This window comes from Mitsuaria sp. WAJ17 (genome assembly GCF_014174515.1).
In the GTDB taxonomy this organism is placed as follows: domain Bacteria; phylum Pseudomonadota; class Gammaproteobacteria; order Burkholderiales; family Burkholderiaceae_C; genus Roseateles_B.
Map to the genome: position 1 here is coordinate 1 of NZ_JACJUG010000042.1, position 26,122 is coordinate 26,122.

Below are 26,122 nucleotides of genomic sequence, written 5' to 3' on the forward strand. Positions count from 1 at the left end.
CGGGGCGGGGCCCGCGGCCAGAGGGCGGCCTTGCTCCCGGGCCACGGCCGGAGCCCGGTCCGGATGACCGCTTTGCACCCGGTCCGCGCCCGGGGCCGGACGGTCCGCCCTCCGCCGGGCCCGGCAGCCATCCGCCTTTTCGCTTCATCCTCACCGACGCCAATTACCGGGTGCTGCTGGGCGCCGGCAGCTATCCACGAGGCGAGGCCCTGCCCGAGGCGCAACGCGCCCTGGCCAAGGCGGTGCGAGTGGGTGGCGAGGTCCGGGCCTATGTGTCGGCCGAAGGGGTGCTGAGCCCCGGGCAGGACGACCTGGCCTACCTGGCCGCCATGCGGCAGGCCCTGCTGGTGGGCGCCCTCGCCGCTACCGTGCTGGCCGCGTTGCTGGGCCTGCTGCTGGGCACCGGCCTCAGCGCCCGGCTGCGCCGACTGACCCAGGCCGTGCGGCGCATGCATGCCGGCGAGCTGCTGCAGCGGGTCGATGCGCGGGGCAGCGCGGAGATCGAGGCCTTGGCCCAGGCCTTCAACCACATGAGCGAGGCCCTGGCGCACAGCGACGCGGAACTGCGCGCCTCGCACGCCACCATCAGCTCGCAGGCCCGCCAGCTGAAGGAGCTGAGCATCCGTGATGCCTTGACCGGGCTCCACAACCGGCGGCATTTCGACGAGTCCGTCCGGCAGATGTTCGAGGACTGTCGCCGCCAAGGGCAAGACCTGACCCTGGTGCTGGCCGACATCGACTGGTTCAAGCGCATCAACGACCAGTACTCGCACGCGGTCGGCGACGAGGTGCTGCGCCGCGTGGCCGCCCTGCTGGAGCGGCAGTTCGGCGGGGCCCGGCTGCTGGCCCGGTACGGAGGCGAGGAGTTCGTGATGGCACTGCCGCAGACACCGCTGCGCGAAGCGGCGGACGTCTGCGAGCGCCTGCGCGCCAGCGTTGCCGCCCAGGACTGGAGCCAGTTGGCGCCGCACCTGCAGGTGAGCCTCAGCATGGGACTGGCCGCCGACCCGGCTGCGGCCAGCGCCGCTGCGCTGCTGGAGCAGGCCGACGCCCAGCTCTACCGCGCCAAGGACGCCGGCCGCAACCGCGTCTGCCACGCCTGAGCGGCGCCGAGCCTCAGCGCCTGCTGTAGCCGCGTCCATCCATGCACGCCTCCACAGCCCGGTTGAAGACACCCGCATCGTTGAGCGCCGAAGGCTGGCTGGTGGCCCAGCGGTTGCACTCCTGGCGATCGGCCTCGGTCTGCTGCGCGCTCTGGCCGTTGCGCGGATCGATGGTGGGCTCGGGCTCCAGCGGCGGCGGCGGCGGCAGTGCCGGCACGGCCTGCGCGGCCTCGGCGGGCGGGCTCACCACGACGTAGCCGCCCGGGGCGCCCTGGTAATAGACGCCATTGGCATAGAAGAAGGGGGCGCCGCCAATGCGCAGCGCCACATAGGCCGAGGGCAGCAGCGGCACGACGATGCCCACCGGCGGCAGCACGACCCGCAGGCGCGGGCCGCAGGGGCGGTACCAGATGCCGCCGTGGAAGTGGTTGGGATCGGCGTGATGATGGACGGCCCCCCGCGCCCGCCGGTGCATGGGCCACCACATAGCCCGGCGCCGGGTCTTAGTGGTCTTGGTGGCAGCGGTTGTCGAAGCGCAGGCCGACCCCGACATCGACACGGGTGCCGGCGAAAGCGGGGCTCGCACCCAGACCGCACAGGCCCAGGATGAAGGGCATTGCCAGGGGGCGCAACAGAGTGAGCATGGGCGTCTCGCCGACTCGGTCAAGGCATGGCGCCATGCTGACGCGCCCGGATTCGGGGCTTATTGCGCCAAGGTAAAGCTGGCTTGCGGCCATCCCAGGCGGGCGCTGAGGCCGGCGTGGATCCCATCCAGCAGCAGCGAGCGCCTGCGCGCCTCGGCGCGCTTCTTCGAGGGGATCTGTTCGTAGTCCAGCTCCTGCAGGGCCACGGGAGCCAGCTCGAAGAGGCCGTCCGCACCAAGGCGGGCGCCCAGCTCCTGCCAGCTCTGGTCGTAATCAGCCCGGATGCGCCAGCGCCGCCAGAGGTTGATGGCAATGCGCTCCCTGTTGCAGACCAGGCGCACCGACTCGCAGCCCAGCACCCGCGCGAGCTGCCGGGCCGCCGTCACCAGCAGGGTTGCGGGCCGGCAGGCATGGAATTCCTTGGTGGCCACCCGGACCTGCTCCCGAGCGGACTCGCCCGACTCCCCCTGCAGACGACCCACCAGCATGTGCAGCCGGCCGTCACGCTGCTGCAGCACGAAGCTGATGCCGAACAGCGAGACGCCGTCCAGGCGCAGGCGCAGGCAGAGCTCGCCCTCCCGGTGCCCGTCATGGATGGCATTGAGCTCCAGGCTGAAAGGCAGGCCGGACTTGCTCAGGCCAGCATGCAGCAGCTGGGGTTGCCGCGCCGCTGCGGACGCCAGGGGCAGCAGGCCCAGGGCGCCCAGGGTGTCGTAGTGGTTGATCAGGGTATCGACCCGCTCCCGGCAGCGCAGGCTGTTGCGCAGATAGGGCCGGAAGGCCTTGGTCAACAGCCGCGGGCAGCAGGCCTGGGCCAGCAGCGGTTCGGCATGGATGTATTGCAGCCAGCGCCGCGTGGCCCCAGGATGCAGCAAGGCGCCCAAGCGCAGCTTGAGCCTGTCCTTGCGGCATAGCCCCGGATGCGCCAGGGCCTTCTTCAGTAAAGCGGACATCGCCCTTCCTCCTCCACGCTCTTCATTCCCTCAGCTCTCTGGCCCGCTACAGTCGGTCTGCTGCCGCCGTTGGCGGGTCCCAAGGCGAACGAATTGTAAAGATTCGTTGCTACCAACCGACCCCTCTCCCCCGCAGTGGGGACTGTTTTCCTCGATTGCGCAAGGATTTCCGCATGCTTCGTCTGTACTTCGCACCCGGCAATGCCAGCCTCGCCCCGCACCTGCTGCTGCGGGAGCTGGGCCAGCCCTTCGAGCTGGTCCCGGTGGACCGCGACCGGGGCGCCCACCGCAGCCCCGAGTACCTGCGCCTCAACCCCAATGGACTGATCCCGGTCCTGGTGGACGGCGAGCTGGTGCTGTACGAAACCGCCGCCATCCTGCTGCACCTGGCCGACCGCCACCCAGACGCCGCACTGCTGCCCCCCCTGGCCAGCGAGGCGCGGGCCCAGGCCTACAAATGGATCAGCTGGCTCAGCACCGGCCTGCAGCCCACCATGGGCCGCTGGTTCTACCCGGAACGCCATCTGCCCGCGCAGTTCCCGGAGGCCATTGCCGCGATCAAAGTGCTGGCGGAGGAACGCGCCAGCGAGCTGCTGGACATCCTGGACGCCGAGTTCGCCCGCCACGGCGGCCCCTGGATGCTTGGCGAGCAGTTCAGCGCCGTCGATCCGCTGGCCTTCATGATGTGCCGCTGGACCCGGGGTCTGCAGCGCCCGGCGCGCGCCATGCCGCACCTGGGGCCCTATGTGCAGCGCATGCTGGCCCGCCCCGCCGTGCAGGGCCTGTGGGCGGCGGAAGGGCTGCAGGCGCCCTATGTCTGAGCCGCAGGCCTTCGCCGAACTGGTCCTCGTCCGCCATGGTGAGACGGATTGGAACCTGCGCAAATGCTTCCAGGGCCAGATCGACGTCCCACTCAACGAGCGCGGCCTGGCCCAGGCCCGGCGCCTGGCGCAGCAGCTGCGCTCGGAAGGCCTGCGCTTCGACGCCGTCATCAGCAGCGACCTGGGCCGCGCGCGCCAAACCGCCGAGCCCGTCTGCCAGGCCCTGGACCTGCCCATGCGGCATGACCCCGCCTGGCGCGAGCAGTCCTTCGGCGTACTGGAAGGTCAGAGCGTAGACACCCTGCGCAGCACCCACCCGGAGCTGCACGCCCAATGGCAGCGCCATGACCCGGACTACGCCCTGCCCGGCGGCGCCGAGAGCCGGCGGCAATTCTCCGAGCGCATCCTTGCCGCCGCGGCCGGCCTGGCCCGGCTGCATGGCGGCGGCCGCGTCCTGGTACTGACCCATGGCGGTGCGCTGGACATGGTCTGGCGCGCGGCCCGGGGTCTGCCCTTGAGCGGCCCGCGGGCCTGTGACATCCCCAACGCCGGCATCAACCGCCTGCGCTGGGGGCCGGCCGGGCCCAGCCTGCTGTCCTGGGCCGAGGACCAGCACCTGCGGACGCTGGACTGAAGGCCGCCCCGGCCCACCGCACCCCATCACCAAAGTCACCCGGCATAGACCCTCTGTGAGCGCGTGGCGGCACTTGCTATGGTCCGCCCCATGCCTATCCTCACCTCCCCTGCCCGCGGCCCGAGCCGGCGCGCCTGGCTGCAGCGCCTGGGCGCCGTGGCAGGCAGCGGCGCGGTCTATGCCGCGATGAGTGCCCTGGGCCTGGCCCAGGCTTCGCCGGCCCAGGCCGGCTTCCGGCTGGGCCCCGCCCCAGCCCGCGGCAAAAGGGTGCTGGTCCTGGGCGCAGGCGTGGCCGGCCTGGTGTCGGCCCTGGAGTTGCTGCGGGCGGGCTATGAGGTCGAGATCCTCGAATACCAGGACCGCATCGGCGGCCGCTGCTGGACCCTGCGCGGCGGCGACCGCTACACCGAGCTGGGTGGCGCCCCCCAGCACTGCCAGTTCGACCGCGGCCAATACTTCAATCCCGGCCCCTGGCGCATCCCTTTCCATCACCACGGCGTGCTGGACTACTGCCGCCAGTTGGGGGTGAAGCTGGAGCCCTTCGTCCAGCTCAACCACAACGCCTATGTGCACAGCCCGCGCGTGGCGGGCGGCCGGCCGCAGCGTCTGCGCGAGGTGCAGGCCGATTTCCGCGGCGACGTCGCCGAGCTGCTGGCCAAGCTGGTGCGCCAACAGCCCCTGGACGAGACCCTCACACCCGAGGACCGCGAGCGCCTCGTTCAGGCTCTGCAGCAGTTCGGTGGCCTGGACCGCGAGGGCCGCTACCGCGCCGGAGAAGTGGCCGCCGACCGTCGCGGCTTCGAGCCCTTCCCCGGCATGGGCGTCTTGGCCCACCCGCCCGAGGCCCAGCCGCAAGGCCTGCAGGCCCTGCTGCGCTCCGGCCTCTGGGGTCAGCTGGACCAAGGCGCGGGCTTCGAATACCAGACCCCGCTGTTCCAGCCCGTGGGCGGCATGGACCGCATCGCTCAGGCCCTGGCCCAGGCCGTGGGCATGCAGCGCATCCGCCTGCGCCGCCGCGTCAGCGCCATCCAGCAGGACGCTCAGGGCGTGCGGGTGCGGGTGCAGGATCTCGCCCGCCCCGGGCAGCCCGAGCAGACCGTGCAGGCCGACTGGTGCCTCTGCACCCTGCCGCTGTCCGTGCTCTCGCAGCTGGACGTGCAGTGCAGCGCGGCCCTGCACGAGGCCATCGAGGCCGTGCCCTACTTCTCCGCCTTCAAGGCCGGCCTGCAGTTCCGGCGCCGCTTCTGGGAGGAGGACGAGGCCATCTTCGGCGGCATGAGCAGCACGGAGCTGCCCATTCGCCTGATCGGCTACCCCAATCACGAGTTGCAGGGCCGCAAGGGCGTGCTGCTGGGCGCCTATGCCTTCGCCACGCAGGCCCTGGAGTTCACCGCCCTGCCTCCGGCCGAGCGGCTGCGCGAGGTGCTGCGCATGGACAGCCTGATCCATCCCCAGGCCGCCACCGAGTACGAAAGTGGCATGACCGTGGGCTGGCACCGCCATCCGGCCACCCTGGGCTGCTTCGGCGACTGGAGCCGAGTGGCCCGCGAGCGCCACTACCCCACGCTGCTGAAGATGGATGGCCGCCTGATCCTGGCCGGCGAGCACGCCTCCCTGCTGCCCGCCTGGCAGGAAGGCGCCGTACTCTCGGCCCGCCACGCCATCACCCAGCTGCACGAGAAGGCCCGCGCCGCATGAAAGCCGCCCTGACACTCCTGCTGGCGGCGCTGCCCGCGCTGGTCCTGGCCGACGATCCTGCACAGGGCCCGGAGCCCCGCTTCTCCAGCGGCTGGCGCTTCGAGCAACGCAGCGGCCCGGCCCTGTACGGCGCCCTGTGCGCCGCCTGCCACATGCCCGACGGACGCGGGGCCCGTGGGGCCGGCGCCTATCCAGCCCTGCAGGGCAATCCACGCCTGGCGGCCACGCCCTATGCCCTGCACATGGTGCTCAATGGCCACCGCGCCATGCCTGGCTTTGGCCGCCAGCTGAGCGACGAGCAGGTCGCCGCCGTGCTGAGCCATGTGCGCGCGCGTTTCGGCGGCATGCCCCCCGAGACCGCAGGTGTCACGCCGGCCGAGTCGGCCGAGGTTCGCAAGGGCCAGCAGGCCAGCCCGGCCGTCGCGCACTGAGCGGCGCGCACAAGACCACTGATTCCATCCGTTATCTGGAGCCCGCATGAAACAACTCGCCCTTGCCTGCCTGCTGCCCCTCGCGCTGGCCGTCCAGGCCCAGACGCCGCCCGCTGCTGCGGCGCCCTCGCCTGAGGTCATCCGCCATCGCATCCCCAATTCCAGCTTCCCCATCGCCAGCGCAGTGGAGGTGCCCGCGGGCCGGACTCTGGTCTTCGTCAGCGGCGCCGTGCCGGCCGTGGCTGACCCCAAGGCCGAGCGCGGCAGCCTGGCTGCCTATGGCGACACCCGCACCCAGACGCTCAGCGTACTGGCCAACATCGATCGACAGCTCAAGGGCCTGGGCCTTTCCATGGGCCAGGTCGTGAAAATGCAGGTCTTTCTGGTGGGCGACCCGGCCAAGGGCGGCCGCATGGACTTTGACGGTTTCATGTCCGCCTACAGCGAGCATTTCGGCACGGCCGCCCAGCCGAACCTGCCGGCCCGCTCCGTGATGCAGGTGGCCGGGCTGGTGGTGCCCGGCTGGCTCGTGGAGATCGAGGTGACCGCTGTCCGATGACGAAGGCTGGCGACAGTCCCCTGGCCCAGTTTGGAACAGAACTGTCATAAATCGTCTTCAGAATGCCGGGCATGTCACGCGCACTGCCCCCCCTTCCCCAAGCCCCTGCCCCGAAATTCCTGCGCCGCCACGCCCTGCGCGCGGCCGTGCTGGGTGTCCTGCTGCCGGCCCTGAGCCCCAGCCATGCCCTTGCCGATGTGCAGGGCGTGGGCGCCAGCTTTCCCTCCGTGGTCTACCAGGCCTGGACCGAGCAGTACGCGCGCGCCCATGGCCGCAAGGTGCGCTACAAGCCCACCGGATCCGGCGACGGCCAAAAGCAGATCCAGGCCCGTACCGTGGATTTCGCCGGCAGCGACGTCCCCTTCAGCGAGGCCGACCTGGCCAGCAAGCACCTGGTGCAGCTGCCGATGCTGGTAGGCGGCATCGTGCCGGCGGTGAACCTCAAGGGCGTGGCGCAGCTGCGCCTGGATGGTCCCACCCTGGCTGACATCTTCCGAGGCGAGATCCGGCACTGGAACCATGCGCGCATCACGGCGCTGAACCCGGGCGTGCCCCTGCCTGCCCTGCCCATCACCCGCGTGGTGCGCAAGGACAAGTCCGGCAGCACCGACGCCTTCAGCCGCTACCTGAGCCTGGTCTCACCGGCCTTCCGGGAGCAGATCGGCGCGGGCATGCTGCCCAAGTGGCCGGAGGGTTCTCTGGCCCCGGTGGCGGCGGAAGGCAATGACGGCATCGCGCAGACCCTCAAGGCCACGCCGGGCGCGATCAGCTACGTCTCCTTCGACCGTCTGCAGAAGGCCCAGCTGAGCGGCGTGCAGCTGCGCAATGCCGACGACAGCGACTTCGTCACCGCCGGCGAGGCCGGCTTCCGCGAGGCCGTGCGCAACTCCTCCATGGGCCGCACGGGCGACGAATCCGCCAGCCTGCTGCAACGCCCCGGCAAGGGCACCTGGCCCATCACCGTCACCTCCTACATCCTGGTCGATGCCCGCCCCAAGTCCGCCGCCGCGGCCAGCGAGGCCCTGCACTTCCTCAACTGGACCCTGCAATCCGGCGACCGCCTGCTGGCCGACACCGGCTTCGCCCCCCTGCCCGTGGCCGTGCAGGCGAGGATGGCGGCGCGGATCGCGAGTGTGAGGGCGCAGGATGGGGGGGTGATCAACTACTACTGAGGGCGGCGGGAGGGGCGGTTTTGCTGCGAGCCTGTGCGAGCTTTCGTGGTCCCTCGAACGTTGCAGTTGAGCCATGCTTCGAGGGATGCTGAATCGGACAAGCTGAGAGGTCCGTAGGATTCAGCTTCCCTCAGGTGAAATCCGCAGCCTGGCGAAGCATAGCGCGCATAACGTCCAGCTGTACCGGGGGAAGAGCCTTGCTTTGCGACAAGGTCAGCCGTAACAGGTCCCGCGCCTGCTGCAGTGGCTGGCGCGGCAATCCAAAGGCCGTGTCGTACCAGTAGTTGATGCTGATGTTCGCGTTGCTCAGCGCTCGGATGGAGTGCCACCAGAAGGGTGGCAGATAGAGCATTTCTCCGGTTTCCAGGGTGAAGTCCATTGCACCTGCAGCCCGCGCGAAGAGCGGGTAGCGCTGCAGGTCCGGCTGTTCGGGATCGACGTGGCTGGCGAAATCCACGCCATCCAGCCCGGGGTAGAGGTAAGGTGTCTGGCTGGGCGGATAGAGGCGCACCGACTTTCTGCCGCGAACTTGCACCAGTAAGTTGTCGAAGCTGTCGTAGTGCATGGGGATGCGACTGCCTCGCTGCCCGATCCAGATATTGAGCTGACTGAGCGTGGCCAAGTCGACAAAACTGGCGTGCCCGACGTCGGGCAGCAACTCCGGGAAGGTCTCTGCGGCGGGCTTTTGCTGCATATAGAACACGGGCCCCCGCTCAGCTGGCGGTTCATCGCCGTCGCCGCAGGTGTGGACACGGTCGAGAAACTCGTCAAAGCTGATGTGGCAAAGGCCCTGCGAGTCAAGCATGCGACTGGATTGGATGCCGAACAGGCCATCGGGGCTTTCGTTGACCAGGAACTTGCGTCCGTGCAGTCGATCGCGCAGATAGGCGTCGCTCCACAGCCGAGAGCAGGGCCAGGCAGAGACCACGCCATGGATCAGCGCAGGCGAACCTTCGCGCGCGCAGGCAAGGAACTCGTCGCGCCCCGGGTCGTGCAGTTCGCGCGGCTTTGTCGGCGTCATTTCCATATTCGCTCCATGCCCTTTCGAACGGGCAGGCCGCGAACCTCGTGCGGTACGGCGTATACGCGTACCAGCCACCGATCTCGGCCGTTCCAGTTCGGCGTGTAGGCGCTGCGCATGTGAAAGGCCCGCCAGTTGTCGAGCACGATCATGTCGCCCGTTCGCAGTGCAATGCGTTGCAAGCCTGGTGGGTCCTGCAAGGCCTCCGACAGTGCTGCCAAGCCCTCGCGGGCGCGCGCCGTGCGGCCGGTGCAGCCGAGCTCGTTGAGCCGCACGAAGTGCCCCCCTCGGCCATCCGACAGCAACAGCGGCAGGCCTTGCGAGTGCAGCTGCGGGCCGAAGGACTGGGGGCTTGTGATGTCGAACTCCGGCTGCAAGAGTGCATCACGGTGCTGGGGCGCTAGCCGCGCAATGACGCCGGTCGCCGGAACCAGAGTCAATGGGACCGCTGGCTTGTCGTGCACGACACAGAACACGAGCCAGCGCGGTGCCGGAGATCCGTCCGCAAAGCCGGTCCCTTGGTCAAAGTCGGTCAGCGGCCGATAGGCGCAATCGGTGTGCCACGGCAGGCGCTGAGCCCAGCCTTGGGAGCTGACTTCGTCGTGCGCGCCCTGGCGCGCGGCGACGTCACGATAGATGCGCCCACTGTCCTCGTTCGTATAGGCGACCACGCGGGCGCCCATGTGGCGGACCAGGCCGAAAAGCTTGAGCAGCGCCAGCGTGATGCTGCCAGGGTCGGATTGCCCCTGATAGGGCGTGGGTGGCAAGGGAATGTCCACAGGCAGCCCCAAACCGGTCAGGTGCAGCGACACGGCCTCGTCACGGCGCAATGCCGCAACCGCGCGAAGGGCCAGCGGTGAGCGGTTTGCAAGATAGGCCGCACCCGCATGTTCCCAGAGTGCAGGCGCGCGGCCGGGGTCTACCGATCGGACCAGGCGCAGCAAGGCGCGTTCGTCATAGGCATGCAGTCCACGGCGCGACTGGCTCTCAAGCGGCACCAGAGCGTGACGCGAATGGACCGGATGAGCCGCGCGGTACAGGGGCAAGCAGCCGAATCCAGATTCGTGGGCGCGCATGCTCAGGCGCCGGTGGCGTCAACGACGGCTTCCAGCGCCAGCGCCAGGCGATCAGCGCCCAACGATTGGAAGGGGATGCGCAAGAAGAAGTGCTGCGCGGGAACGCGGTCAGGCGGGAAGAAATGGCTGCCTGGCGTCAGCGCTACGCCGCGGTCGCTCGCACGAGTGATGAGTTGCGTCTCGGAGAATGCGCAAGGGAGCAAGGCACTCATGAAGTAGCCTCCGTCCGGCCGGGCCATCAGCGCGTCACCCAGCAGTCGATGGGCAACCCGCCAGGCTGCGTCATGGCGGGCGGCCAAAGTTTGGCGCGTCTGCGCCAGGCTGACGTCCATCAGGCCCTGGCTCAGGGCTCGGGCGGCGATGCCTTGGCACAGCGGCGACGCGCACAGATAGGTGTTCTCTGCGCGGTGGGCCAGCGAACGCGCCGTCGCAGCATCAGTCATCGCATAGCCAATTCGAAGGCCAGGGCTGAGCGTCTTGCTCAAGGAGCAGAGGCCGATGACGCGCGCGCCGTCGGCCAGATCAGCCAGGCTCGGAGGGCTCCTGCCGTGGTAGCGCAGCGCTCGGTAGGGCAGATCCTCGACAACGATCATGTCATGCTCACGCGCCAGGGCGAGGAGTCGATGTCGCTTGGCCGTGCTGAGCGTTACTCCGCTGGGATTCTGGAAGTCCGCGATCGTGTAGATCAGCGTGGGACGATGTCTGGTCAACAGCGCTTCTAGCTGCTCGATATCCATCCCGTCCGGCTGCACGGGCACGCCAAGCAAGGTGGCGCCATGACGCCGAAAGATACCCAGCGCCCTGTCGTAGGTGGGGGACTCCACCACCACCTCGAAGTCCCCATTCGGGCGCAGTTCTGCGCAAAGCAAGTCCAGCACCTGCAGCGAACCGTTGCCGACAAAGATGCCTTCCGGATCGCAGCTGTGCTGGCGACCCAGCTGTTCACGAAGCAAGGCATCGCCTTTGTTGCCACCGAGCGCCGCGTACTGAAACAAACGACCGGCATCCTTGGCAAGAAGCTCTCGAGCGCAGTCGGCCAGCGCCGCACTGGGGATCGTCTCAATCGGCGGAATGCCCCGCGTCAAAGGCACCAGGCCGGCGCTGCTGTTCATCTCATTCATGGCGAGGCCTCCAGGACTTCGGCAAGGCACCAAGCCCGCTGGGGTCAACCAGGCAGTCCGGACCGATGTCTTCCAGGCACGCCATACCCATCTGCATCATGGCGTCCTGCAATTCCTCGTGAAGCAGTGACAGTACGGTCTGCACGCCGGCTTTGCCGTCCAGTGCCAAGCCCCAGAGATACGGGCGTCCGATACAGATGGCATGTGCGCCCATGGCCAGGGCCTTGATGATGTCGGTGCCACTGCGAATGCCGCCGTCGAGCAGCAGGGGCCGATTTCGGCCTATGTGCGCAACGATTCGCCGCAGCGCCCAAAGGCTGGGCACCACAGCATCGAGCTGGCGCCCGCCGTGGTTGGAGATGATCAAGCCGTCGGCGCCGCTGTCCACGCCGCGCTGCGCGTCGTTCGGGTCGAGTACACCCTTGAGCAACAGGGGGCCTTTCCACCGCCGGCGCAGGCGCTCCAGGTCCTGCCAGGAAAGCGCCAGCCGTTCCATACGTCCGTTGGCTGGTACGCTGCCATCGCCAATGCCCAGTGAGCGCAGCGTGCCAAAGGCGATGTCGGGCGGCACATGAAAGCCCGCCCGGCGCGTGCTCAAGCGCCGGGCGGAAAAGGACGCATCTACGGTCAGCACCAGGGCCGTTGCGCCGGCCTCGGCCGCCATGTCCAGACTGGCGTCTACTTCGCGCCGCGAGCTGTAGGCATAAAGCTGGAACCAGCACCGCTGAGGCGCATGCTCGGCAATGTCGGCGAAGCAGAAGTGGGTGTCGGTGCTGACAATGGATATGCTGCCGGACTCAAGTGCGGCGCGGGCAGTCGCCAGCTCCGCCTCGGGATGGAACAGTCGCTGCGGGCTGGTCGGCGCCAGCAGCACCGGCAGGGACAGCTGCGTGCCCAGGATCGAGCACTCGGTCGATGCCGAAGCGCCACCTTGCAGCGCTCGAGGCTGAAGCCAGACGTTATCCAGGGCTTGCAGGTTGCCGGCGATGCCGCGCTCGGTGCCTGCGCCGCCAGCCAAATAGGCCCAGGTCGCGGCGTCCATCGACGCGCGGGCCGCCGACTCCATGTCGGCTAGGGTGAGCGGTGCAATGGAGCTCATGTCAAAAGGCCCCCGTAGTTGAGCCACCCGCTGGCAGATTCGGGTTGATCGCGGCATTGGGCCCCTGGTCGTGGGCATAGCGCAGGTCCAGCACGCTGGAGGCGCCAGCGCAGTAGCGGATCAGGCGCTCCACGCCAAAGCCAATGCCGCCGGTCTGCAGCTTCGTGCGCTGCTTCCAGTCCGCGTAGTAGCGATGTGGTGCTGCGGTGAATTTCTGCGCCTGGGCCAGGATGTCGGCGCCCGAGTCGGGGCGCAGTCCGCCTGTGGCCAGCTCGCCCTCGCCAAACGGCAAGATGAGGTCGTAGGTCGCGAAGCTGCCGTCGCCGTTTCTCCGATACAGGGAATCGCGCACGCCGTCGGGGTAATGCGTGATCCAGAAGGGAGCGTTGCTGGCCTCGGATAGGGCCATTTCTTCGGCATGCGTTAGGTCGCCGGCAGCATGCGGGTTGACATTGCCGCCAACGCTGCGGACGCGCTCGCGAGCCTGGGCAAAGCTGAGTCGCTCGTACGGCGTGGACTCAAGTGCGGCCAGGCGCGTCTGTGCGCTTTCGTTAAGCCGCCCGGCAGCCTGTAGCCGCGCGCGAAGCCTGCTGGCAAAGCCGCTGAGGATCGATTCGATGGTGTCGTGTGCTTCGTCCACGCTCTCCGTGTGCCATTCGATCTCAGCTTGAAAGAAGCTGTAGAGATGGCGACCGCTGCGGTCCTCGCCTTCCATCAGCAGGCGCACGCAGGGGGCCATGCAATAGACCCGATCGGTGTACTCGAGCGCCAACTGCTTCTCCACGCAGTGGCTCACGGGAAGGTAGAAGAAGCGCTCGCCGCTGACCGTCACGCGGGGCTCGCCATTGAGCCCTTGCGCGGTGTGAACGTCCGGCAGGGCGCGGTCGCCCAGCACGGCGATGCTGTGCCTGGCGCCGGGCTCGTAGCGCTCGGAAAGGATGGCGGGAAGGATTTCGGTGAAGTCGAGATGGTCCAGCGAGCCTCGCAGGGCGGCCAGTACGTCGCCGGTCCATGCGTAGGCGTCTTTGAAGCCTTCAGGCTTGGCAGTCAGTGTGGACATGGAGTGCTCCTCATGGGCTCAGGATCGGATGGGATCCAGGGGTGGGGGTGCGCCGCGGCGCGCGGCTGGGAAGAGAGTTTTTCTAGCCCGCAGAGGTACAAACCCGCGAAGATGGCCTGGTGTGCAGCCTGGCGCAGGCCGCTGTCTGCGGCGAGTTGAGCGTGCGCATCCCTCAGCGCCTCGGCGACTTGCAGCGTGTGGCGAAGCAGCGGACAGGCGTCCTGCTGTTCCAGCGCACGAAGCAGGGCGGCGTCCAGCTGGTCTACGATGGCCGCGAGCTCGCCGCGTCGGCGAGCTGCAGTCGGGCCATCGGGCTCGACGTCGGGTGCGCCGCTGTCGTCTCGGCTCAGCGATGCCAGTGCTCGCTGGCTCTCAGCCAGGCGAGCGTCGGTCAGCAGCACGCGCTGCCCGCGTGGCCAGCGCAGCAGAAAGAAGCGCAGCGCAGCAGGCCCCTGCGCTGGCGTGCCGCCGCTGGATTGCTCCAGCCCCTGCAGCGCGCAAAGCAAGTCCTGCACGTCCACACTGCCGCCAGCACGGGCGCGAAGCGTGCCCTGGGGCACATCGAGGCCCTCGACAGCCGGTGTGGGCCGGTCAGGCTGACCCAATGCACGACATAGGCGCTGCCACGCGATCGCCACGACATCGTGGCGCAGCTGTTGCAGGCTCGGGTGCCGCACATCCAACTCGGCGCCGCATGAGGCGTCTTCCGGTAGGCAAACGCGCAGATTGCGCCAACGTTCGGCCATGCCAGCCTGCACCCATTCACCGGCAACCGTAGCGTCCGGTCGCACATAGACGTTGGGCGGGCGCAATGCCAGCTGCTCCACCCAGGCAGCTTGTTGCAGCCAGTCGACCAGGCGTTGGCAGTCCCTCGACGCGGGGTCGGCGTTCACCGGGCGAAGCTTCAACGCCAGCGCACCCAGCGGCGAGCGTTGCGCAGATTGCGGCGGCATCATCTGCAAGGGTGCTTCAGACAGCAGGCGCTGCACGCGCGGCAGCATGAAACCGCCTAGCTCGATCTGCGCGACCTGCGCGATGTGCATCTCAGGGCACATAGCGCTCTGATCCTCGGTAGGCAAAGCTGGCTTCGCGGATGGACGCCTGGCCCATCAGGGCCATCATCAGTCGATCCAAGCCGATGCCAAAGCCGCCATGTGGAGGGCAGCCATTGCGGAACATGGGCAGGTAGAAGTCGCGCAAGTAGTGACTCAGGGCCTGGTCGTCCAAGCCGGATTCAGCCGCTTGTCGCGCCAGCCGATCATGGCGATGCTCTCGCAGGCAGCCAGAGGCGATCTCCATGCCGCGCCACAGCAAGTCGAAGCTGCAGCTCAGCGGGGCTGCGCTTGGGGCGGTCTCGTGGCACCGCGTGTAGAAGGGTCGGTCCGCCGCCGGGTAGTCGGTGATGAACACGAAGCTGTGGCCACTGAGCTCTCGGGCGTGCTTGCACAAAAGCTGCTCGGCCTGGTGGGACAGCCTCGCGCTGGCCAGGTCCGGGCTGAGTTGTCGCGCCATGGCCAGCGGCAGGCGGGGGATAGGCGTCTCAGGAACCTCGACGGGAAGACCCAGGCTCTTCATGATCTCGGCACCGTAACGCTGGCGCACTGCAAGCAGCATCTCGTGCAGCAAGGCCTCGGCCAGATCCATCAGCGCGCCGGTGTCTTCGAGCCAGGACTGTTCCACGTCCAGGCAGGTGAATTCGGTGGCGTGGCGGTTGGTCTGCGCCGATTCAGCACGGAAAACCGGGCCGACCTCATAGACGCGATCCATGCCTGCCGCCATGGCCATCTGCATGTAGAACTGGGGCGACTGCACGAGGCAGGCCTGCTGGCTGAAATATGGCAGCTTGAACACGGCAGCGCCTGACTCGCTGCCGCCTGCGGTGATCTTCGGCGTGTGCAGTTCCAGGAAGCCGCGCTGCACAAGGAAGTTGCGAGCGGCCCATTCAAGGTGGCTCTGCACCCGAAAGGCCAGCTGCTTCTTCGGATGGCGCAGATCCAGATATCGGTGGTCCAGACGCTGCTCCTCGGTGGCACCTGGGAGCAAGGGCAGCGGAGCGTGAGCGCTGGCGGCCGCCGATACTTCCGAGACGTCGATTTCGATCTCGCTGTGGGCACCTTGGCGACCCCGGCGCGCTGTGCCATGCACGCGCAGCGCGCTCTCGGGGTTGAGGTCTTTCAGCGAAGCGGCCTGCTCGTCTCGGCACACGCACTGGATTTCTCCCGAGCGATCCTTGAGCACCAGAAAGCTCAAGCTGCGCGAGTGCCGGACGGTGACCAGCCAGCCCTCGAGCAAGACGACTCGGTCAAGATGGCGGGGAAGGTCCTCGATGAAGACTTTGGTGGAGGGCAGCTGCCCGCGCTTAGGTGGAACCTGTAACGTGTCGGTACTCAAGCTGCTCTCCTGGTATTGGTACGCCCAGCGGGATTCGAACCCGCAACCTACGGTTTACAAGGCCGTTGCGCTTCAGACTTGAACCACTCCATGTGAGGCACCTGGTGACGCTCCGCCGCGCCGATCCGCACGCTTCAGCGACGAGCGCTCGTCGCTGCGGGAGGTCTCCACGTCTAGCTCGCGGAGGTGGTCTCCCAGGATCGACAAAAATTTCTTTCCAGCGTCTAGTGCTCCGTTGGCCGATTCAGCCCTTTACCGTTGCGCCATGGGCGTGTGTGAGGGTTACGTGTCCTTTGATCTCGAATCGGCAGGCCCGCGTTGGCAGACCTGCCATTGCAACGAATGCTTGGGATGGCAACGAGTCCGGCGCGGCATTGCCGGATGTTCTTCACCAACTGGACAGGAGCGGATGCGGCTTTGGCTCCTGAACATGGGCACTCCTCGTCGTGCAGCCTTCAGCCGGCTGTAGCCCCGCCTCGCAGCGAGGCTGTGACGGCCTCAGATGTCAACGCTTGCGATACGCGGGCTGTCAGTCCGCCGGCCAGTGTCTGAGACAATGTCTCGGACAGTGTCAGGGCCAAATCAGGCAGCTTGGCCAGTGTGGCCATCGCCTGTGTCAGCGCCTGTGTGACGGCTTGTGTCATGCCCAGTGTCATCGCCTGTGTCACACCTTGTGTCACGGACTGTGTCACCGCGGCTGTCTGCATCGCTGCTGTCAGCGCCTGTGTGGCGCTGCGTGTCGCTGACGCTGTGACCTCGCTTGTGATCGCTTCTGTCATCGCCTGTGTAACTGACTTCGCGCTAACCGCTTCGATCAGTGAATGAGACGATCCGCCTTTCATTGCTTCACCCATGGTTTCACCTCCTTTCCGTGCCTTTGATTTCAGGGCTGACGAACCTGGCTGTCATCACCGGTCGGGCCCCGTTTGCACCTCTTGAACGCCCAGGGTCAACTGCGCCTGGGGCGCACTTCATCTCTTTGCGCTGCCTCGACGCTATGGGTCTGAAACCCTAGGTCTGCAGCGTTGGCTTGGGGTCAAGGATCGCCTCGCTGCCCGATCGTGCCAATGGGTTGAATGGTGTGGCGCTGGTCCATGTGGCGGCCCGGGCTCAAAGGGCCAGCTCATCAGATCCATCGAAGGAGGCGCTTCACTGTCCAATGGTCCACAGCGCAATGGATCTAGAGATCCATACCGTGGCAGTGGCAAGGGATGTGCGCCCGACCTCGATCTCGATCTCGATCTCGATCTCGATATCGAGGCTGAGGGCCTCGACGCAGCGGTCAAGCGGGTGAATGCGGCGCCAGCAATTGAGCGAGCTCTGCCAGGCCGATATCGCGAGTCAGCACTTTGAGCTCATAGGCAGAAATGCCTTGCCGCTCGGAGTTCAGAGCAAGGATGCGCAGGCCTGTGGGTGCCTGGAGCAGTAGCGACGTCGGCGCCGAGCTCAGTGCGTCCAGCTGAACAATCAGCAGCCGCGCTCGGGCATCTCTCGCTTGCCGAATTGCTTCCTCAAAGGAGCCCGGCGCTGCCAAAAGAGACGCCCCGCTCAATTGCATCGCGTGCAGCACGATGTCACGCAGCCAGGGCTGCATCGGCGACATGACGACACCGCAAGAAATGGCGCTTGCCGGACCTGACTGCATGGCCTCCATACTGCCCGCGGCCTTCGTCGCCGACCATGGATCAGTTGGACCGAATCCCTTTCGCAGAGAGGCGTGGATCTGGAGCTAGATGATGTGTCGCGTGCAAGGCAGCCGCCTGGCTGCGCCGACGCACATTCAGCTTCTCGAGAAGGTGGTGCACGTGGTTCTTCACCGTGGCGCTTTCTATCCCAAGATCTCTTGCAATCTCTTTGTTGGACAGACCGCGAGCGATCAACGTCAGCACCTCTTGCTCACGAGCAGTAAGCGCTGTTGGAAGCGTAGGGCCAGGGCCGGCCACAGACGAGCCTGCCGCACGCAGCATGAACAACCGAGTGAGGTGCGGTGAGCAGTGGATTCCTCCCTGGAGCACGGTCTCCACTGCTGCCAGCAGTTCATCGATCGGTGCGTCGTGCGATAGAAATCCACGCGCGCCCTGCTTTGCGCAGCTCAACACGGCACTCTCGTCTTCTTCACACAAGGCGAAGGCCAGAACGTCCATCGCGGCGGTGATACCCAACTGCTCCTGTGGCGTCCGCTGCAGCAGCAATGCGTCCACTAGAACTGCCTGCGGAGCGACGTGGGCCAGTCCGCCCTGCATTGCCTGAGGAAGACTGAGGCCGATGACGGGCTGCGGGCACCTTTGGGCCAGCAGGGCTGTCAGGCCCTCGCGGTACAGGCGCACCTCACACACGATGGCCAGACATGGCTGCACGCATTCCTCAGATGCCGGACACGCGCCAGGAAGAGACCCTGGCAAGAGCCTATTCATGCCAACACCATGCCGCGCTGAACAGGAGTGGGATCTGACCTTGCCTGATCTGGCAATGGGTGTCGCATGTCATCTCTGTCTCCCTGGAGCCTTTGGGCAGGCGCAATGCTTCGGCGGCCGACGGTAGGGCTCGAAGCGTATAGCTTCGAGCGCGTGAACTCAAGGCGCGCACTTGTGCTGGGAGATGTAAGGCCAGACCCAAGGACTTGCGATTTGTGCTAACTGCTTTGACAAGTGGCATCAGAGCGTCAAGTTCATTCGCGTCGATTCGGCTCGAGCGGCGGGCTTCTGATGCACTGGTCAGCCAGACCTCTGCCGACGAATGACCCTGACCAAGCCAAAGCCGCCCCTTCTCCAGCCCCATCCACGCCCCTCCCCGGCAGAGCTCGCCAGCTTGCACGCGCGGACCGTCGGCGTTGGAGCCCGCGCCGTTTCGACACAGGAAGCATGTCGTTAGGGAGGATCAGGCTGGGTGCGGGCTTGCGCCCGTCATGCCCGGCGCAAGCGCCTAGTTCCTGTTCCTCTGCCGCTGCTCCCTCGCCTCGCGCAAGGCCACGCATTCCGCATGGCCATGGAAGCGCGGGGTGGCGCATTGCTCGTCCAGGCACAGGGCGCGAGCGAGGAAGACGCGCTTGCCACAGGCCTCGGAGGGGCTTGAGGGCTGATGGGCGTCGGCGGGTGCCGCGGCGCTGGCGGGGCCGGGCGTGTGGACGGCCACGGTCGGGGCCCGCTCGACGGGGGCCGGGGCTGGGGCGGTCGGGACGGACGCAGCCCCTGCGGCGGGGGCGGTGTCCTTGCGTTTGCGGGTGGCATCAGCGCCCGCTCGCTTGTCGCCCGCCTTGTCTGCGGGCTTCTCGGCTGCCTTGCCTGCCGCGGCCAGCGGCCCACTGGCGGCCGGCGCAGCGGGAGGTGCCGACCCGGCACTCTCCTGCTGCGACTGCACCAGGGCCAGTACGGGATCAGCAGCCGGCGTGTTGTCGGCACTGGCTGCCGAGGCCGGCTCGGAGGCCGCCAGGGCCAGCTCTGTCGGGGCCGCAGGCTGGCGGTGCAGCAGCAGTTGCACCATGGACACCAGCAGGGCGGTGCCGCCACCGGCGGCCAGCAGGCCCAGGGCCCAGGGCCAGCGGCGCCCGGCCACGGGCGGGCTGCTGCGCTTGGGCGGGCTGCGCCGGGATGGCGGAGGCACCGGAGCAGACTCGGGCAACGGCAGGGGCGCCGGCGACGAGGCGGCGCGGGCGTCTTCCAGCAGCAGGTCCGGCACGTCCATGGCACGGGTGGGGAGGAAGTCGCTGTCACCCAGTTGGCGGGTCTCGGCGAACTCGGAATCGTTGGCCAGGCGCGTGTCCTCAAAACCCATTGGAGGCGGCACAGCCATGGTCTCGGCCATGCGGGGCTCGGGCGGCGTCAGGCGGCCTTCCAGCGCCGCGCGCAGATGAGCCACCGACTGCGGACGGTCCTGCGGATGCACGCGCAGCATCCAGTCCACGCAGGCCAGCAGTTCGGGGCTGTAGCCTGCGGGCGCGAGGGTGACCAGGCTCTGGTATTCGTCGCCCAGGCTGCGAGCCGTTGCGGCAGGCGGCGTGCGTCCCAGGATCAGCTCGTGGACCATGGCGCCGAGGGCGTAGAGGTCCGTCCAGGGGCCCTGGCGCAACTGACGGGACTCGGCGTATTGCTCGATCGGGGCGTAGCTGGGCTTGAGGATGGCCGTCAGGCCTTCGGCGCGGTCGCTGATGACCTGGCGCGCAGCACCAAAGTCCAGCAGCACCGGGGCCGCCCCGCCATAGGGCAGGAAGACGTTGTCGGGGGCGATGTCACGGTGCCAGATGGACTCCGTGTGCAGCAGCTCCAGGGCCTCCAGCAAGGCCGTCAGCAGACGGCGCAGCCAGGGTTCGTCGGGTTGCTGGCTCATGGCCCGGCGGGCCTGGCGCAGGGTCTGGCCCTGCAGATAGGGCATGGCCATGTAGGCCGTGCCATTGGCCTCCCAGAAGCGGTAGACCTTCAGCAGGGACGGATGGTCGAACCGCGCCAGCAGGCGGGATTCATTGACGAAGGAGCGCAGGCCGGCGTCGAAGGTCTCCTGCTGCGAACCCGAACGCACCGACACCTTGGACTTGGCGTTGCGCTGAGCCAGCATGGAGGGCATGTACTCCTTGATGGCCACCTGGCGCTGCAGGGCATGGTCCTGGGCGACGTAGATGATGCCGAAGCCCCCCACGGCCAGGGTGCTGAGGATTTCGAGCTCGCCAAAGCGCGTGCCTGCCGGCAGGGCATTGGGCGCGGCCGAAGAGGCGGCGGCGCGGCGATCAGGGCTGGCGTCGGACATCATGACCGGGCGGTGAGCGCAAAGGCGTATATCGGGCTGGAACGGGCAGGATGCGGCGTGCGAGGGCCGAAGCGTAGCGGATCAGGTGCACCGCTGGCGTCGCTTCTCCGCAAGATGTAACAACTGCTTGCTCCTCAACAGGGTGAAGCGCGAAATTGTTCAGGGTTGCAGGGGCAGGGCCTTCAGATAGTCTTGCAGTTGCTGCGCCAGGGCTTCGCGCTCGGCCTGGGGCAAACCCTCGCTCAGCGGCGGCATGGTGGTGCCCGGCTTGAGCTGGGCCGGCTGCAGAAGCCAGGCGCTCCAGCGCTTCGAATCGATCTCGCGGGCGCGCAGGGCGAGGTTGAGGGGCATTTTGTCGCCTCCGTAGCCGTTCACCTGGTGGCAGCTGAGGCAGTGGGTCTGCAAGGCCTGGGCCTGGGCGGCGTAGCGTGGGGCCATGGCACCAGGCAGCAGGGCCGCGCGGCTGGAGGGCGTGCGGCGCACGCTGACCACCTGGTAGGGCCAGACGGCACCGCCCTCGGCCTGCAGGGCGGGCTCGGCGAGGTTGTCCCAGACCAGGTAGTAGGGGCCCAGGGGCACCTGCTTCTCGCCCTGGGCATGGTTATCGACCTGGAAGGCTTGGCCATCCACCCGGCCGGTGACGACCCAGGCCTGGTGGCGCTGAAAGCGCTCCACCGGGATACGCGAGACGAAGCCGTCCTGGGCCCGGAACTCGAGCTCGCCCTCCGGCAGATCCCAGCCCTTGCCCAGCCAACGGTCCAGGAAGACGCGGGCCGGCCAGCCCCGGTAGCGCACCTGCACAGACGGCTGCCCGGGCCGGGAGAGGTGCGGCTCCATGACCTGCACCTCTCCCTGGGCCGGGCCCGCTTTGGCCGCGGCGGCGGGCTCGGGCAGGCGCAGCGAAGCCGATCCGGCGGGCGTCACGGCAAGGGTCGGGGTCGCCAGCGATGCGCACAGCAGCAGCGGCAGCAGGCGGCGGGAGAGAACGGAAAGACGTGTGCTCATGGTGGCAAGGGCCGGCGTGGCAGGCGGTGCGGGGTCGGGCGAGGAGTGAGGCCTCAAGAGGCGCAAGGGGTTCAGGGAGTGGGCCGGAAGACCAGGGTGCTGCGCGCCTGCGTCTGCACATCGGCCGCATCCAGCCACTGGGCGCGGGACCGGCCGCTGACGTAGTCGCGGGCCTGGTCGCTGTAGTGGCGGTCGCCCAGCACGCCGCTCTGGCCGACGGGGTTGATGCCCCGGCTGCGACCCGGCGCGGCGAAGTCGATGACGCGGCGGGTGGAGGGACCGTAGACCACCGACCAGGGCGCGTCGCCGCTGCGCTGGGCCAGGTTGTTGGGCACCTCATGTGCGCCGGGCGCCGGGAAGGGGCCGACGTTGAAGAGCGGGGCCAGCCACTTCACCTCGCCCAGCGGGTGCTTGTGGGTGACGCTGTGAGCGCGACCCCAGGTCCATTGCGCGGAGTCCTCGCCGAAGGTGAGGCGCAGGTGCTTCTGCGTGGCCGCCCAGGCCTCGGCCACGATCTGCTCGCGGGTCTCGCGCTGGGGCGTGGCCTTGCGGTCCCACCAAGGCGAATCCGGGTCGGCGGCCAGGCGCGGCAGGGCATGGTCCAGGGCCCGGGTGCGGCTGAGGTTGGCCAGCATGGCTTCGTCCATCTTGTCCGCCAGCACGGCATGGATCAGCTGGTGCTCGAGCTGGTGGAACAGCACGGGGGCGCGATCCTCCAGGCCGTGGCTTCCCTTCCAGACGGCCAGCAGGGCCACCAGCTCGGCGCCCTCCTTCTGCTGGCGCAAGATGGGCATCAGCGGGGCCAGGATGCGGGGGCCGTAGCCGGTGTCATCGGCCAGCTGCAGGGCCTGGGCGCGGGGGAGGTCCCAGCCACTCGCGCTGGCCTTCAGGCTCTCCTCCAGACGCCAGCCGCGGTCCGGCAGGTTGTAGTAGCCCGGCACCGGCTCGGCCGAGGCCGGCTGGTGGTTGGCCGAGACGATGTAGCCGCGCGCCGGATTCTCCTCCTGCGGGTTGGCGCTGAACGGCAGGAAGCCGAGCTTGTCGGCCTCGGCACTGCTGCCGTCCAGGATAAATCCCGGATTCACGCCGGCCGGCCGCTGCGGCAGGCGGGCCGAGGCCCACCAGGCGATGTCCCCGGCAGCATTGGCCCAGACCACATTGAGCCCCGGCGAATGGATGCCCTGCACCGCCGAGCGGGCCGCGGCCAGGGTGTCGGCGCGGTTGAGCTGGTAGAAGGCCTCGATGATGGGGTTCTCGCTCTCCAGAAAGGTCCACCAGAGGGCCACGGGCGTGCGGCCGGTGTCGCCCGGCACCACGTCGTTGACGATGGGGCCATGGGGCGAGCGGCGCAGCTGGATGACTTCGTCGGCACGGCCCTTGACCTTGATGCGGGCCTCCCTGGACTCCAGGGGCTGCCAGGCCCCCTTGACCAGCACCTGCCCGGGATGGGCGGCGTCGGTCTTCTCGGCGATGAGGTCGATGTCGTCGTTCTGGAACATGGTCAGGCTCCAGCCGAAGCGTTGGTTGTGGCCGATCAGGGCAAAGGGATTGAGCACCTGCAAGTGGCCGTAGAGCTCGAAGCCCGGCGCCTTGAGGTGGGCCTCCCACCACACGGCGGGTGTCGAGAAGCCGATGTGGGGATCGCCGGCCAGCAGGGGTTTGCCGCTGGCCGTGCGGGCGCCGGCGATCGCCCAGGCATTGCTGCCCTCCATCTGCGCCAGGCCGGCGCCCAGGCTGTCGCTGAGCTGGCCGATGCGGGCCAGGGCCTGCCAGTCCGCGGGCTGGAGGCGGCGGCCGGCGGCCACGGCCGAGGCGGCCGGTGCACTGATGCGGGCCCGGGCGGCCAGGGCCCCCTCGGGCTTCCAGTCCAGGTCGAAGATCTTCAGATACTCCGGCCCCAGCTGATCTCGCACATAAGTGAGCGCAGGCTCCGTACGAAAGGCCGACGCAAAGCTGTAGGCCAGGTAGCCGGCCACGGCATAGGTATCCACCGGCGTGAAATCGCGCTTCTTGATGCCCAGCAGCTCGAATTCCAGGGGCGCGGGGCGGCTGCCCTGGTACTGATTGACGCCGTCCAGGTAGGCCAGAAGGGCCTGCTGGGCCGGGCCGGGCGGGCGAGCGGACTCGGCCCGGACCCGCGCCTCGGCGAAGTCGATCAGGCGCAGGCTGCGGAAGAGCTTGTCGGTAGGCAGCAGCTTCTCGCCCAGCACCTCGGAGAGTTCGCCCCGAGCCAGGCGCCGGGCCATCTCCATCTGGAAGAGGCGGTCCTGGGCATGGAGATAGCCCAGGGCACGGTAGAGGTCGGTCTCGTTCTGCGCCTCGATGTGCGGCACGCCCCAGGCGTCGAAGCGCACGCTGACGGCCTGGCTCAGGCCCTTCAGCGGCAGCTCGCCCTCACGCCTGGGCAGCTTGGCCCGCCAGTGCAGGCCGGCCGCCAGCAGGGCCAGGACCAGCAGCCCCAGCAGGAGCCAGAGCAGGGAACGAAGGCGAAAGATGCGTGCAGCCATGGGCAGGACTCCAGGACGGGGCCTGCATTGCAGCACAGCGCCCGGGCAGGCGCATCAGGATTGGCGCGGGCTGCACAGGAATTCGCACGGCCGAGATCCTGCAGGCAGGGGAGATGCCGCATCCGACGAGAAATGAAAAGGGCTGATGGTTCCAAAGCCCCATCAGCCCCTTCATCCGCGCTGTGCCGCGGCACACAGGCGGCTCCGGCGAACCACCTGCTCAATGCGGATGAGTGTCCTCACACCTCCTCATCCGCCCCTCCGGCCCGTCTTTGCGGGCCACCCTCGTTGTCGTGCTGCGAACTGTAGGCCGGTTCACGCACAAAAGGTTTGCGTTTCGCGGCGGTCAGGCGACTTTTGACGCATGAAAATTGCGCTGAATCAGCAAATTTGGGAATGCCCCCAACAAGGAAAACCCCAAGCACGCAGCAATCCGTGAACCTTGACACGGATCAGGCGGCGTCCGCGGTTGCCTCTGCATGCCGGCGCCGGCTCCCCCCCGTCAGGCCGCGATGCGCGGACCGCGCTGGCGCAGTTGGGTCAGGGTCTCGATGCGCTTGAGCAGGTCGCGGTCACTCCAGGGTTTCTTGAAGATGCCGTAGAGCCCCTGGATCTGGTGCACGCGGCCCTGCAGCTCCTCGTGGCCGGTGATGGCGATGATGGGCAGGTCCTCGGTTTCAAGAGCGCCCTGCACGTCGGCGATCAGCTCGAAGCCGTTCTTGTTGGGCATTTCCAGGTCGGTGATCATGACCTGCACAGGATGGCGGGCCAGCACCTCCAGGGCCTCGACGCCATCACGCGCCAGCAGCACCAGGTAGCCCGCGCCTTCCAGCAGCTTGCCCAGCTTGGCCCGCACCACGGCAGAGTCGTCCACCACGAGCACCGGCACCGGGCCGTCAACGGGCATGGCGCTGGGCTGGAAGCGGCTGGCCGCGGCCGGGCCGCTGAACGGCGCCGGCAGCTGCGACTCCTGGAACTGGCGGACCTCCTCGTCCTCCTTGCGGATGCTGATCAGGATCACGACGATGGCCAGCGGCACCGCGATCAGCAGAGGCAGCAGGTAGGGACCCAGGAGGTCAGGCAACTGGAAAGGCATGGGGGTTCTCCACGCCGGCGGCGCGGCCGGCAGGGCTGGGCGGATGCCGCAGGAATCTACCACCGCAGCGTGCGCGTCGAACTGGGGATTGCACAGGACGTCCCGCTCGAATAGGCGGGTGGGGCGCCGGATTTTGTAAGCAGGCGTTTCCACCCTCCTGCCACTCCTCCTCTTTCACCAGCCCGGCTCAGCAGCACCCTCGCCAGCGCCGGTAGCCATGCTCCTCGCAAGGCCCCCCCCGAAAGTCCCGGACCTCGCTGCAGAAGCGGCGCATGCCGCTGGCCTCCAGCAGCTGGATGGAGGCGGTGTTGCGGGCGTCCACCCAGCACTCCACCTCCAGCAGCCCGCCGGCCTCCAAGAGGAAGTCCTGCAGTGCGACAAAGGCCTCGCGGCCCAGGCCGCGACCGCGCCAGCCGGGGTGCAGGGTGATGCCCATCCAGGCGCCCAGGGGATGGGTGTCGGCACCCGCGACCCCGGCGAGAGGGCGCGCGCGCAGGCACAGGCCGATGTCACCGATCAGCTGGTCGTCCTCGCCATCGGCGATGGCCAGTTGCACCCACTCGTCCGGCACGCCGATGGGGGCCTCGCTCATTTCGCGCAGAAAGGCGGCCGACTGCACAGGGTCCTGTGCCTGCGTCCAGCCCTGGAAGCGCGCCGTCTCGGCGTCGCTGCGGTAGGCGTGGAAGCGTTCCAGGTCCGACTCGCGCATGCGCCGCAGCTGCACACGGCCCGCAGGCGAGCGCAGGGGCAGGACCTCGGCCAGGGTGCGCAGGCTGTCCATGGGCTGGCGGTCGCGGGGCACGGCGGCCAGGTAGTCCGACCAGTCCGCCAGCATTGGGCTGCCCGCCAGGCGCTTGAGCAGGACCCGCACCGGGCCCGGCGGCTGGCCGGCCGTCTGCGTCACCCGGCTGCGCAGCTCGCGAAAGCCCAGCCCGCACCAGAGGCGCTCAGCCGGCTCGTTGCCGGCCACCACACCCAGGCGCAGCCAACGCGC

25 protein-coding genes are annotated in these 26,122 nt (G+C 68.1%); 7 read left to right on the forward strand and 18 right to left on the reverse strand.

Annotated features, from left to right (window positions below):
* On the forward strand, positions 1 to 1,103 hold a 1,103-nt coding region (locus H5407_RS21805), incomplete at its 5' end, for a GGDEF domain-containing protein (protein WP_220800743.1).
* Between the two features lie 13 nt (positions 1,104 to 1,116).
* Here H5407_RS21805 and H5407_RS21810 read toward each other — a convergent pair.
* Genes H5407_RS21810 through H5407_RS21820 form a run of 3 tightly spaced genes read right to left on the reverse strand, consistent with a single transcriptional unit; the run spans position 1,117 to position 2,700 of the window.
* The gene (locus tag H5407_RS21810; RefSeq protein WP_183106610.1) at positions 1,117 to 1,590 is read right to left on the reverse strand and encodes a DUF6515 family protein; all 474 of its coding nucleotides are present in this window, start codon (positions 1,588 to 1,590) and stop codon (positions 1,117 to 1,119) included.
* Between the two features lie 16 nt (positions 1,591 to 1,606).
* Positions 1,607 to 1,747 (reverse strand): hypothetical protein, encoded by a 141-nt coding sequence (locus H5407_RS21815; RefSeq protein ID WP_183106611.1) that lies wholly within the window; start codon positions 1,745 to 1,747, stop codon positions 1,607 to 1,609.
* A gap of 59 nt (positions 1,748 to 1,806) precedes the next feature.
* Positions 1,807 to 2,700: a DUF535 family protein gene (locus H5407_RS21820; RefSeq protein ID WP_183106612.1), complete on the reverse strand. Its 894-nt coding sequence runs from the start codon at positions 2,698 to 2,700 to the stop codon at positions 1,807 to 1,809.
* A gap of 173 nt (positions 2,701 to 2,873) precedes the next feature.
* Here H5407_RS21820 and H5407_RS21825 point away from each other — a divergent pair, with 173 nt between their 5' ends.
* The 6 genes from H5407_RS21825 to pstS all read left to right on the forward strand — a co-directional run bounded on the left by H5407_RS21825 (position 2,874) and on the right by pstS (position 8,015).
* On the forward strand, positions 2,874 to 3,521 hold the full coding sequence (locus H5407_RS21825) for a glutathione S-transferase family protein (protein WP_183106613.1): 648 nt from the start codon (positions 2,874 to 2,876) through the stop codon (positions 3,519 to 3,521).
* Entirely contained in the window at positions 3,514 to 4,155 is a 642-nt protein-coding gene (locus H5407_RS21830) for a histidine phosphatase family protein (RefSeq protein WP_183106614.1), read from the forward strand. Before H5407_RS21825 ends, H5407_RS21830 begins: the two co-directional genes overlap by 8 nt.
* A 90-nt stretch (positions 4,156 to 4,245) precedes the next feature.
* Entirely contained in the window at positions 4,246 to 5,853 is a 1,608-nt protein-coding gene (locus H5407_RS21835) for a flavin monoamine oxidase family protein (RefSeq protein ID WP_183106615.1), read from the forward strand.
* Positions 5,850 to 6,284, forward strand: coding sequence for a cytochrome c (locus H5407_RS21840; RefSeq protein ID WP_183106616.1), 435 nt, complete (start codon positions 5,850 to 5,852; stop codon positions 6,282 to 6,284). Before H5407_RS21835 ends, H5407_RS21840 begins: the two co-directional genes overlap by 4 nt.
* Before the next feature lie 46 nt (positions 6,285 to 6,330).
* Positions 6,331 to 6,843, forward strand: coding sequence for a RidA family protein (locus tag H5407_RS21845; protein ID WP_183106617.1), 513 nt, complete (start codon positions 6,331 to 6,333; stop codon positions 6,841 to 6,843).
* Positions 6,844 to 6,914: 71 nt separating this feature from the next.
* Complete coding sequence (pstS, locus tag H5407_RS21850; RefSeq protein WP_183106618.1) at positions 6,915 to 8,015, forward strand: phosphate ABC transporter substrate-binding protein PstS; 1,101 nt, start codon at positions 6,915 to 6,917, stop codon at positions 8,013 to 8,015.
* Positions 8,016 to 8,145: 130 nt separating this feature from the next.
* On the opposite strand, the gene H5407_RS21855 is transcribed toward pstS, so the two are convergent.
* The 15 genes from H5407_RS21855 to H5407_RS21925 all read right to left on the reverse strand — a co-directional run.
* Positions 8,146 to 9,042 (reverse strand): cupin-like domain-containing protein, encoded by an 897-nt coding sequence (locus H5407_RS21855; protein WP_183106619.1) that lies wholly within the window; start codon positions 9,040 to 9,042, stop codon positions 8,146 to 8,148.
* The gene (locus tag H5407_RS21860) at positions 9,033 to 10,082 is read right to left on the reverse strand and encodes a TauD/TfdA family dioxygenase (RefSeq protein ID WP_183106620.1); all 1,050 of its coding nucleotides are present in this window, start codon (positions 10,080 to 10,082) and stop codon (positions 9,033 to 9,035) included. The genes H5407_RS21855 and H5407_RS21860 overlap by 10 nt, the downstream gene beginning before the upstream one ends.
* 32 nt (positions 10,083 to 10,114) lie before the next feature.
* Entirely contained in the window at positions 10,115 to 11,233 is a 1,119-nt protein-coding gene (locus H5407_RS21865) for a PLP-dependent aminotransferase family protein (RefSeq protein WP_183106621.1), read from the reverse strand.
* Entirely contained in the window at positions 11,226 to 12,332 is a 1,107-nt protein-coding gene (locus tag H5407_RS21870) for an alpha-hydroxy acid oxidase (RefSeq protein WP_183106622.1), read from the reverse strand. The genes H5407_RS21865 and H5407_RS21870 overlap by 8 nt, the downstream gene beginning before the upstream one ends.
* Before the next feature lies 1 nt (position 12,333).
* Positions 12,334 to 13,392, reverse strand: coding sequence for an amino acid--tRNA ligase-related protein (locus H5407_RS21875; protein ID WP_183106623.1), 1,059 nt, complete (start codon positions 13,390 to 13,392; stop codon positions 12,334 to 12,336).
* Complete coding sequence (locus H5407_RS21880) at positions 13,380 to 14,435, reverse strand: hypothetical protein (RefSeq protein ID WP_183106624.1); 1,056 nt, start codon at positions 14,433 to 14,435, stop codon at positions 13,380 to 13,382. The genes H5407_RS21875 and H5407_RS21880 overlap by 13 nt, the downstream gene beginning before the upstream one ends.
* Position 14,436: 1 nt before the next feature.
* The gene (gene aspS, locus H5407_RS21885; RefSeq protein WP_183106625.1) at positions 14,437 to 15,783 is read right to left on the reverse strand and encodes an aspartate--tRNA(Asn) ligase; all 1,347 of its coding nucleotides are present in this window, start codon (positions 15,781 to 15,783) and stop codon (positions 14,437 to 14,439) included.
* Positions 15,784 to 16,238: 455 nt separating this feature from the next.
* Positions 16,239 to 16,637, reverse strand: coding sequence for a hypothetical protein (locus H5407_RS21890; protein WP_183106626.1), 399 nt, complete (start codon positions 16,635 to 16,637; stop codon positions 16,239 to 16,241).
* Positions 16,638 to 17,065: 428 nt separating this feature from the next.
* Entirely contained in the window at positions 17,066 to 17,437 is a 372-nt protein-coding gene (locus H5407_RS21895) for a hypothetical protein (RefSeq protein WP_183106627.1), read from the reverse strand.
* Positions 17,438 to 17,468: 31 nt separating this feature from the next.
* On the reverse strand, positions 17,469 to 17,984 hold the full coding sequence (locus H5407_RS21900) for a response regulator transcription factor (protein WP_220800745.1): 516 nt from the start codon (positions 17,982 to 17,984) through the stop codon (positions 17,469 to 17,471).
* Positions 17,985 to 18,705: 721 nt separating this feature from the next.
* Complete coding sequence (locus tag H5407_RS21905) at positions 18,706 to 20,523, reverse strand: serine/threonine-protein kinase (RefSeq protein WP_183106628.1); 1,818 nt, start codon at positions 20,521 to 20,523, stop codon at positions 18,706 to 18,708.
* Between the two features lie 156 nt (positions 20,524 to 20,679).
* Positions 20,680 to 21,525, reverse strand: a complete 846-nt coding sequence (locus tag H5407_RS21910) for a cytochrome c family protein (RefSeq protein WP_183106629.1) — start codon at positions 21,523 to 21,525, stop codon at positions 20,680 to 20,682.
* A gap of 71 nt (positions 21,526 to 21,596) precedes the next feature.
* A complete protein-coding gene (locus tag H5407_RS21915) occupies positions 21,597 to 24,032 on the reverse strand; it encodes a penicillin acylase family protein (protein ID WP_183106630.1) in 2,436 nt (811 codons plus the stop codon).
* Positions 24,033 to 24,534: 502 nt separating this feature from the next.
* The gene (locus H5407_RS21920) at positions 24,535 to 25,128 is read right to left on the reverse strand and encodes a two-component system response regulator (RefSeq protein ID WP_183106631.1); all 594 of its coding nucleotides are present in this window, start codon (positions 25,126 to 25,128) and stop codon (positions 24,535 to 24,537) included.
* Positions 25,129 to 25,315: 187 nt separating this feature from the next.
* The coding region (locus H5407_RS21925; RefSeq protein WP_183106632.1) for a GNAT family N-acetyltransferase at positions 25,316 to 26,122 on the reverse strand (807 nt) is incomplete at its 5' end.

What these genes read in the sequence shown, in the direction of transcription:
- H5407_RS21915 (WP_183106630.1), bottom strand. Translation starts at nt 24,032, where the DNA reads ATGGCTGCACGCATCTTTCGCCTTCGTTCCCTGCTCTGGCTCCTGCTG.
- H5407_RS21810 (WP_183106610.1), bottom strand. Translation starts at nt 1,590, where the DNA reads ATGTGGTGGCCCATGCACCGGCGGGCGCGGGGGGCCGTCCATCATCAC.
- H5407_RS21820 (WP_183106612.1), bottom strand. Translation starts at nt 2,700, where the DNA reads ATGTCCGCTTTACTGAAGAAGGCCCTGGCGCATCCGGGGCTATGCCGC.
- H5407_RS21835 (WP_183106615.1), top strand. Translation starts at nt 4,246, where the DNA reads ATGCCTATCCTCACCTCCCCTGCCCGCGGCCCGAGCCGGCGCGCCTGG.
- H5407_RS21920 (WP_183106631.1), bottom strand. Translation starts at nt 25,128, where the DNA reads ATGCCTTTCCAGTTGCCTGACCTCCTGGGTCCCTACCTGCTGCCTCTG.
- H5407_RS21840 (WP_183106616.1), top strand. Translation starts at nt 5,850, where the DNA reads ATGAAAGCCGCCCTGACACTCCTGCTGGCGGCGCTGCCCGCGCTGGTC.
- H5407_RS21870 (WP_183106622.1), bottom strand. Translation starts at nt 12,332, where the DNA reads ATGAGCTCCATTGCACCGCTCACCCTAGCCGACATGGAGTCGGCGGCC.
- H5407_RS21890 (WP_183106626.1), bottom strand. Translation starts at nt 16,637, where the DNA reads ATGGGTGAAGCAATGAAAGGCGGATCGTCTCATTCACTGATCGAAGCG.
- H5407_RS21910 (WP_183106629.1), bottom strand. Translation starts at nt 21,525, where the DNA reads ATGAGCACACGTCTTTCCGTTCTCTCCCGCCGCCTGCTGCCGCTGCTG.
- pstS (WP_183106618.1), top strand. Translation starts at nt 6,915, where the DNA reads ATGTCACGCGCACTGCCCCCCCTTCCCCAAGCCCCTGCCCCGAAATTC.
- H5407_RS21825 (WP_183106613.1), top strand. Translation starts at nt 2,874, where the DNA reads ATGCTTCGTCTGTACTTCGCACCCGGCAATGCCAGCCTCGCCCCGCAC.
- H5407_RS21875 (WP_183106623.1), bottom strand. Translation starts at nt 13,392, where the DNA reads ATGTCCACACTGACTGCCAAGCCTGAAGGCTTCAAAGACGCCTACGCA.
- H5407_RS21830 (WP_183106614.1), top strand. Translation starts at nt 3,514, where the DNA reads ATGTCTGAGCCGCAGGCCTTCGCCGAACTGGTCCTCGTCCGCCATGGT.
- H5407_RS21845 (WP_183106617.1), top strand. Translation starts at nt 6,331, where the DNA reads ATGAAACAACTCGCCCTTGCCTGCCTGCTGCCCCTCGCGCTGGCCGTC.
- H5407_RS21880 (WP_183106624.1), bottom strand. Translation starts at nt 14,435, where the DNA reads ATGCACATCGCGCAGGTCGCGCAGATCGAGCTAGGCGGTTTCATGCTG.
- H5407_RS21855 (WP_183106619.1), bottom strand. Translation starts at nt 9,042, where the DNA reads ATGGAAATGACGCCGACAAAGCCGCGCGAACTGCACGACCCGGGGCGC.
- H5407_RS21895 (WP_183106627.1), bottom strand. Translation starts at nt 17,437, where the DNA reads ATGGAGGCCATGCAGTCAGGTCCGGCAAGCGCCATTTCTTGCGGTGTC.
- H5407_RS21865 (WP_183106621.1), bottom strand. Translation starts at nt 11,233, where the DNA reads ATGAATGAGATGAACAGCAGCGCCGGCCTGGTGCCTTTGACGCGGGGC.
- H5407_RS21905 (WP_183106628.1), bottom strand. Translation starts at nt 20,523, where the DNA reads ATGATGTCCGACGCCAGCCCTGATCGCCGCGCCGCCGCCTCTTCGGCC.
- H5407_RS21815 (WP_183106611.1), bottom strand. Translation starts at nt 1,747, where the DNA reads ATGCTCACTCTGTTGCGCCCCCTGGCAATGCCCTTCATCCTGGGCCTG.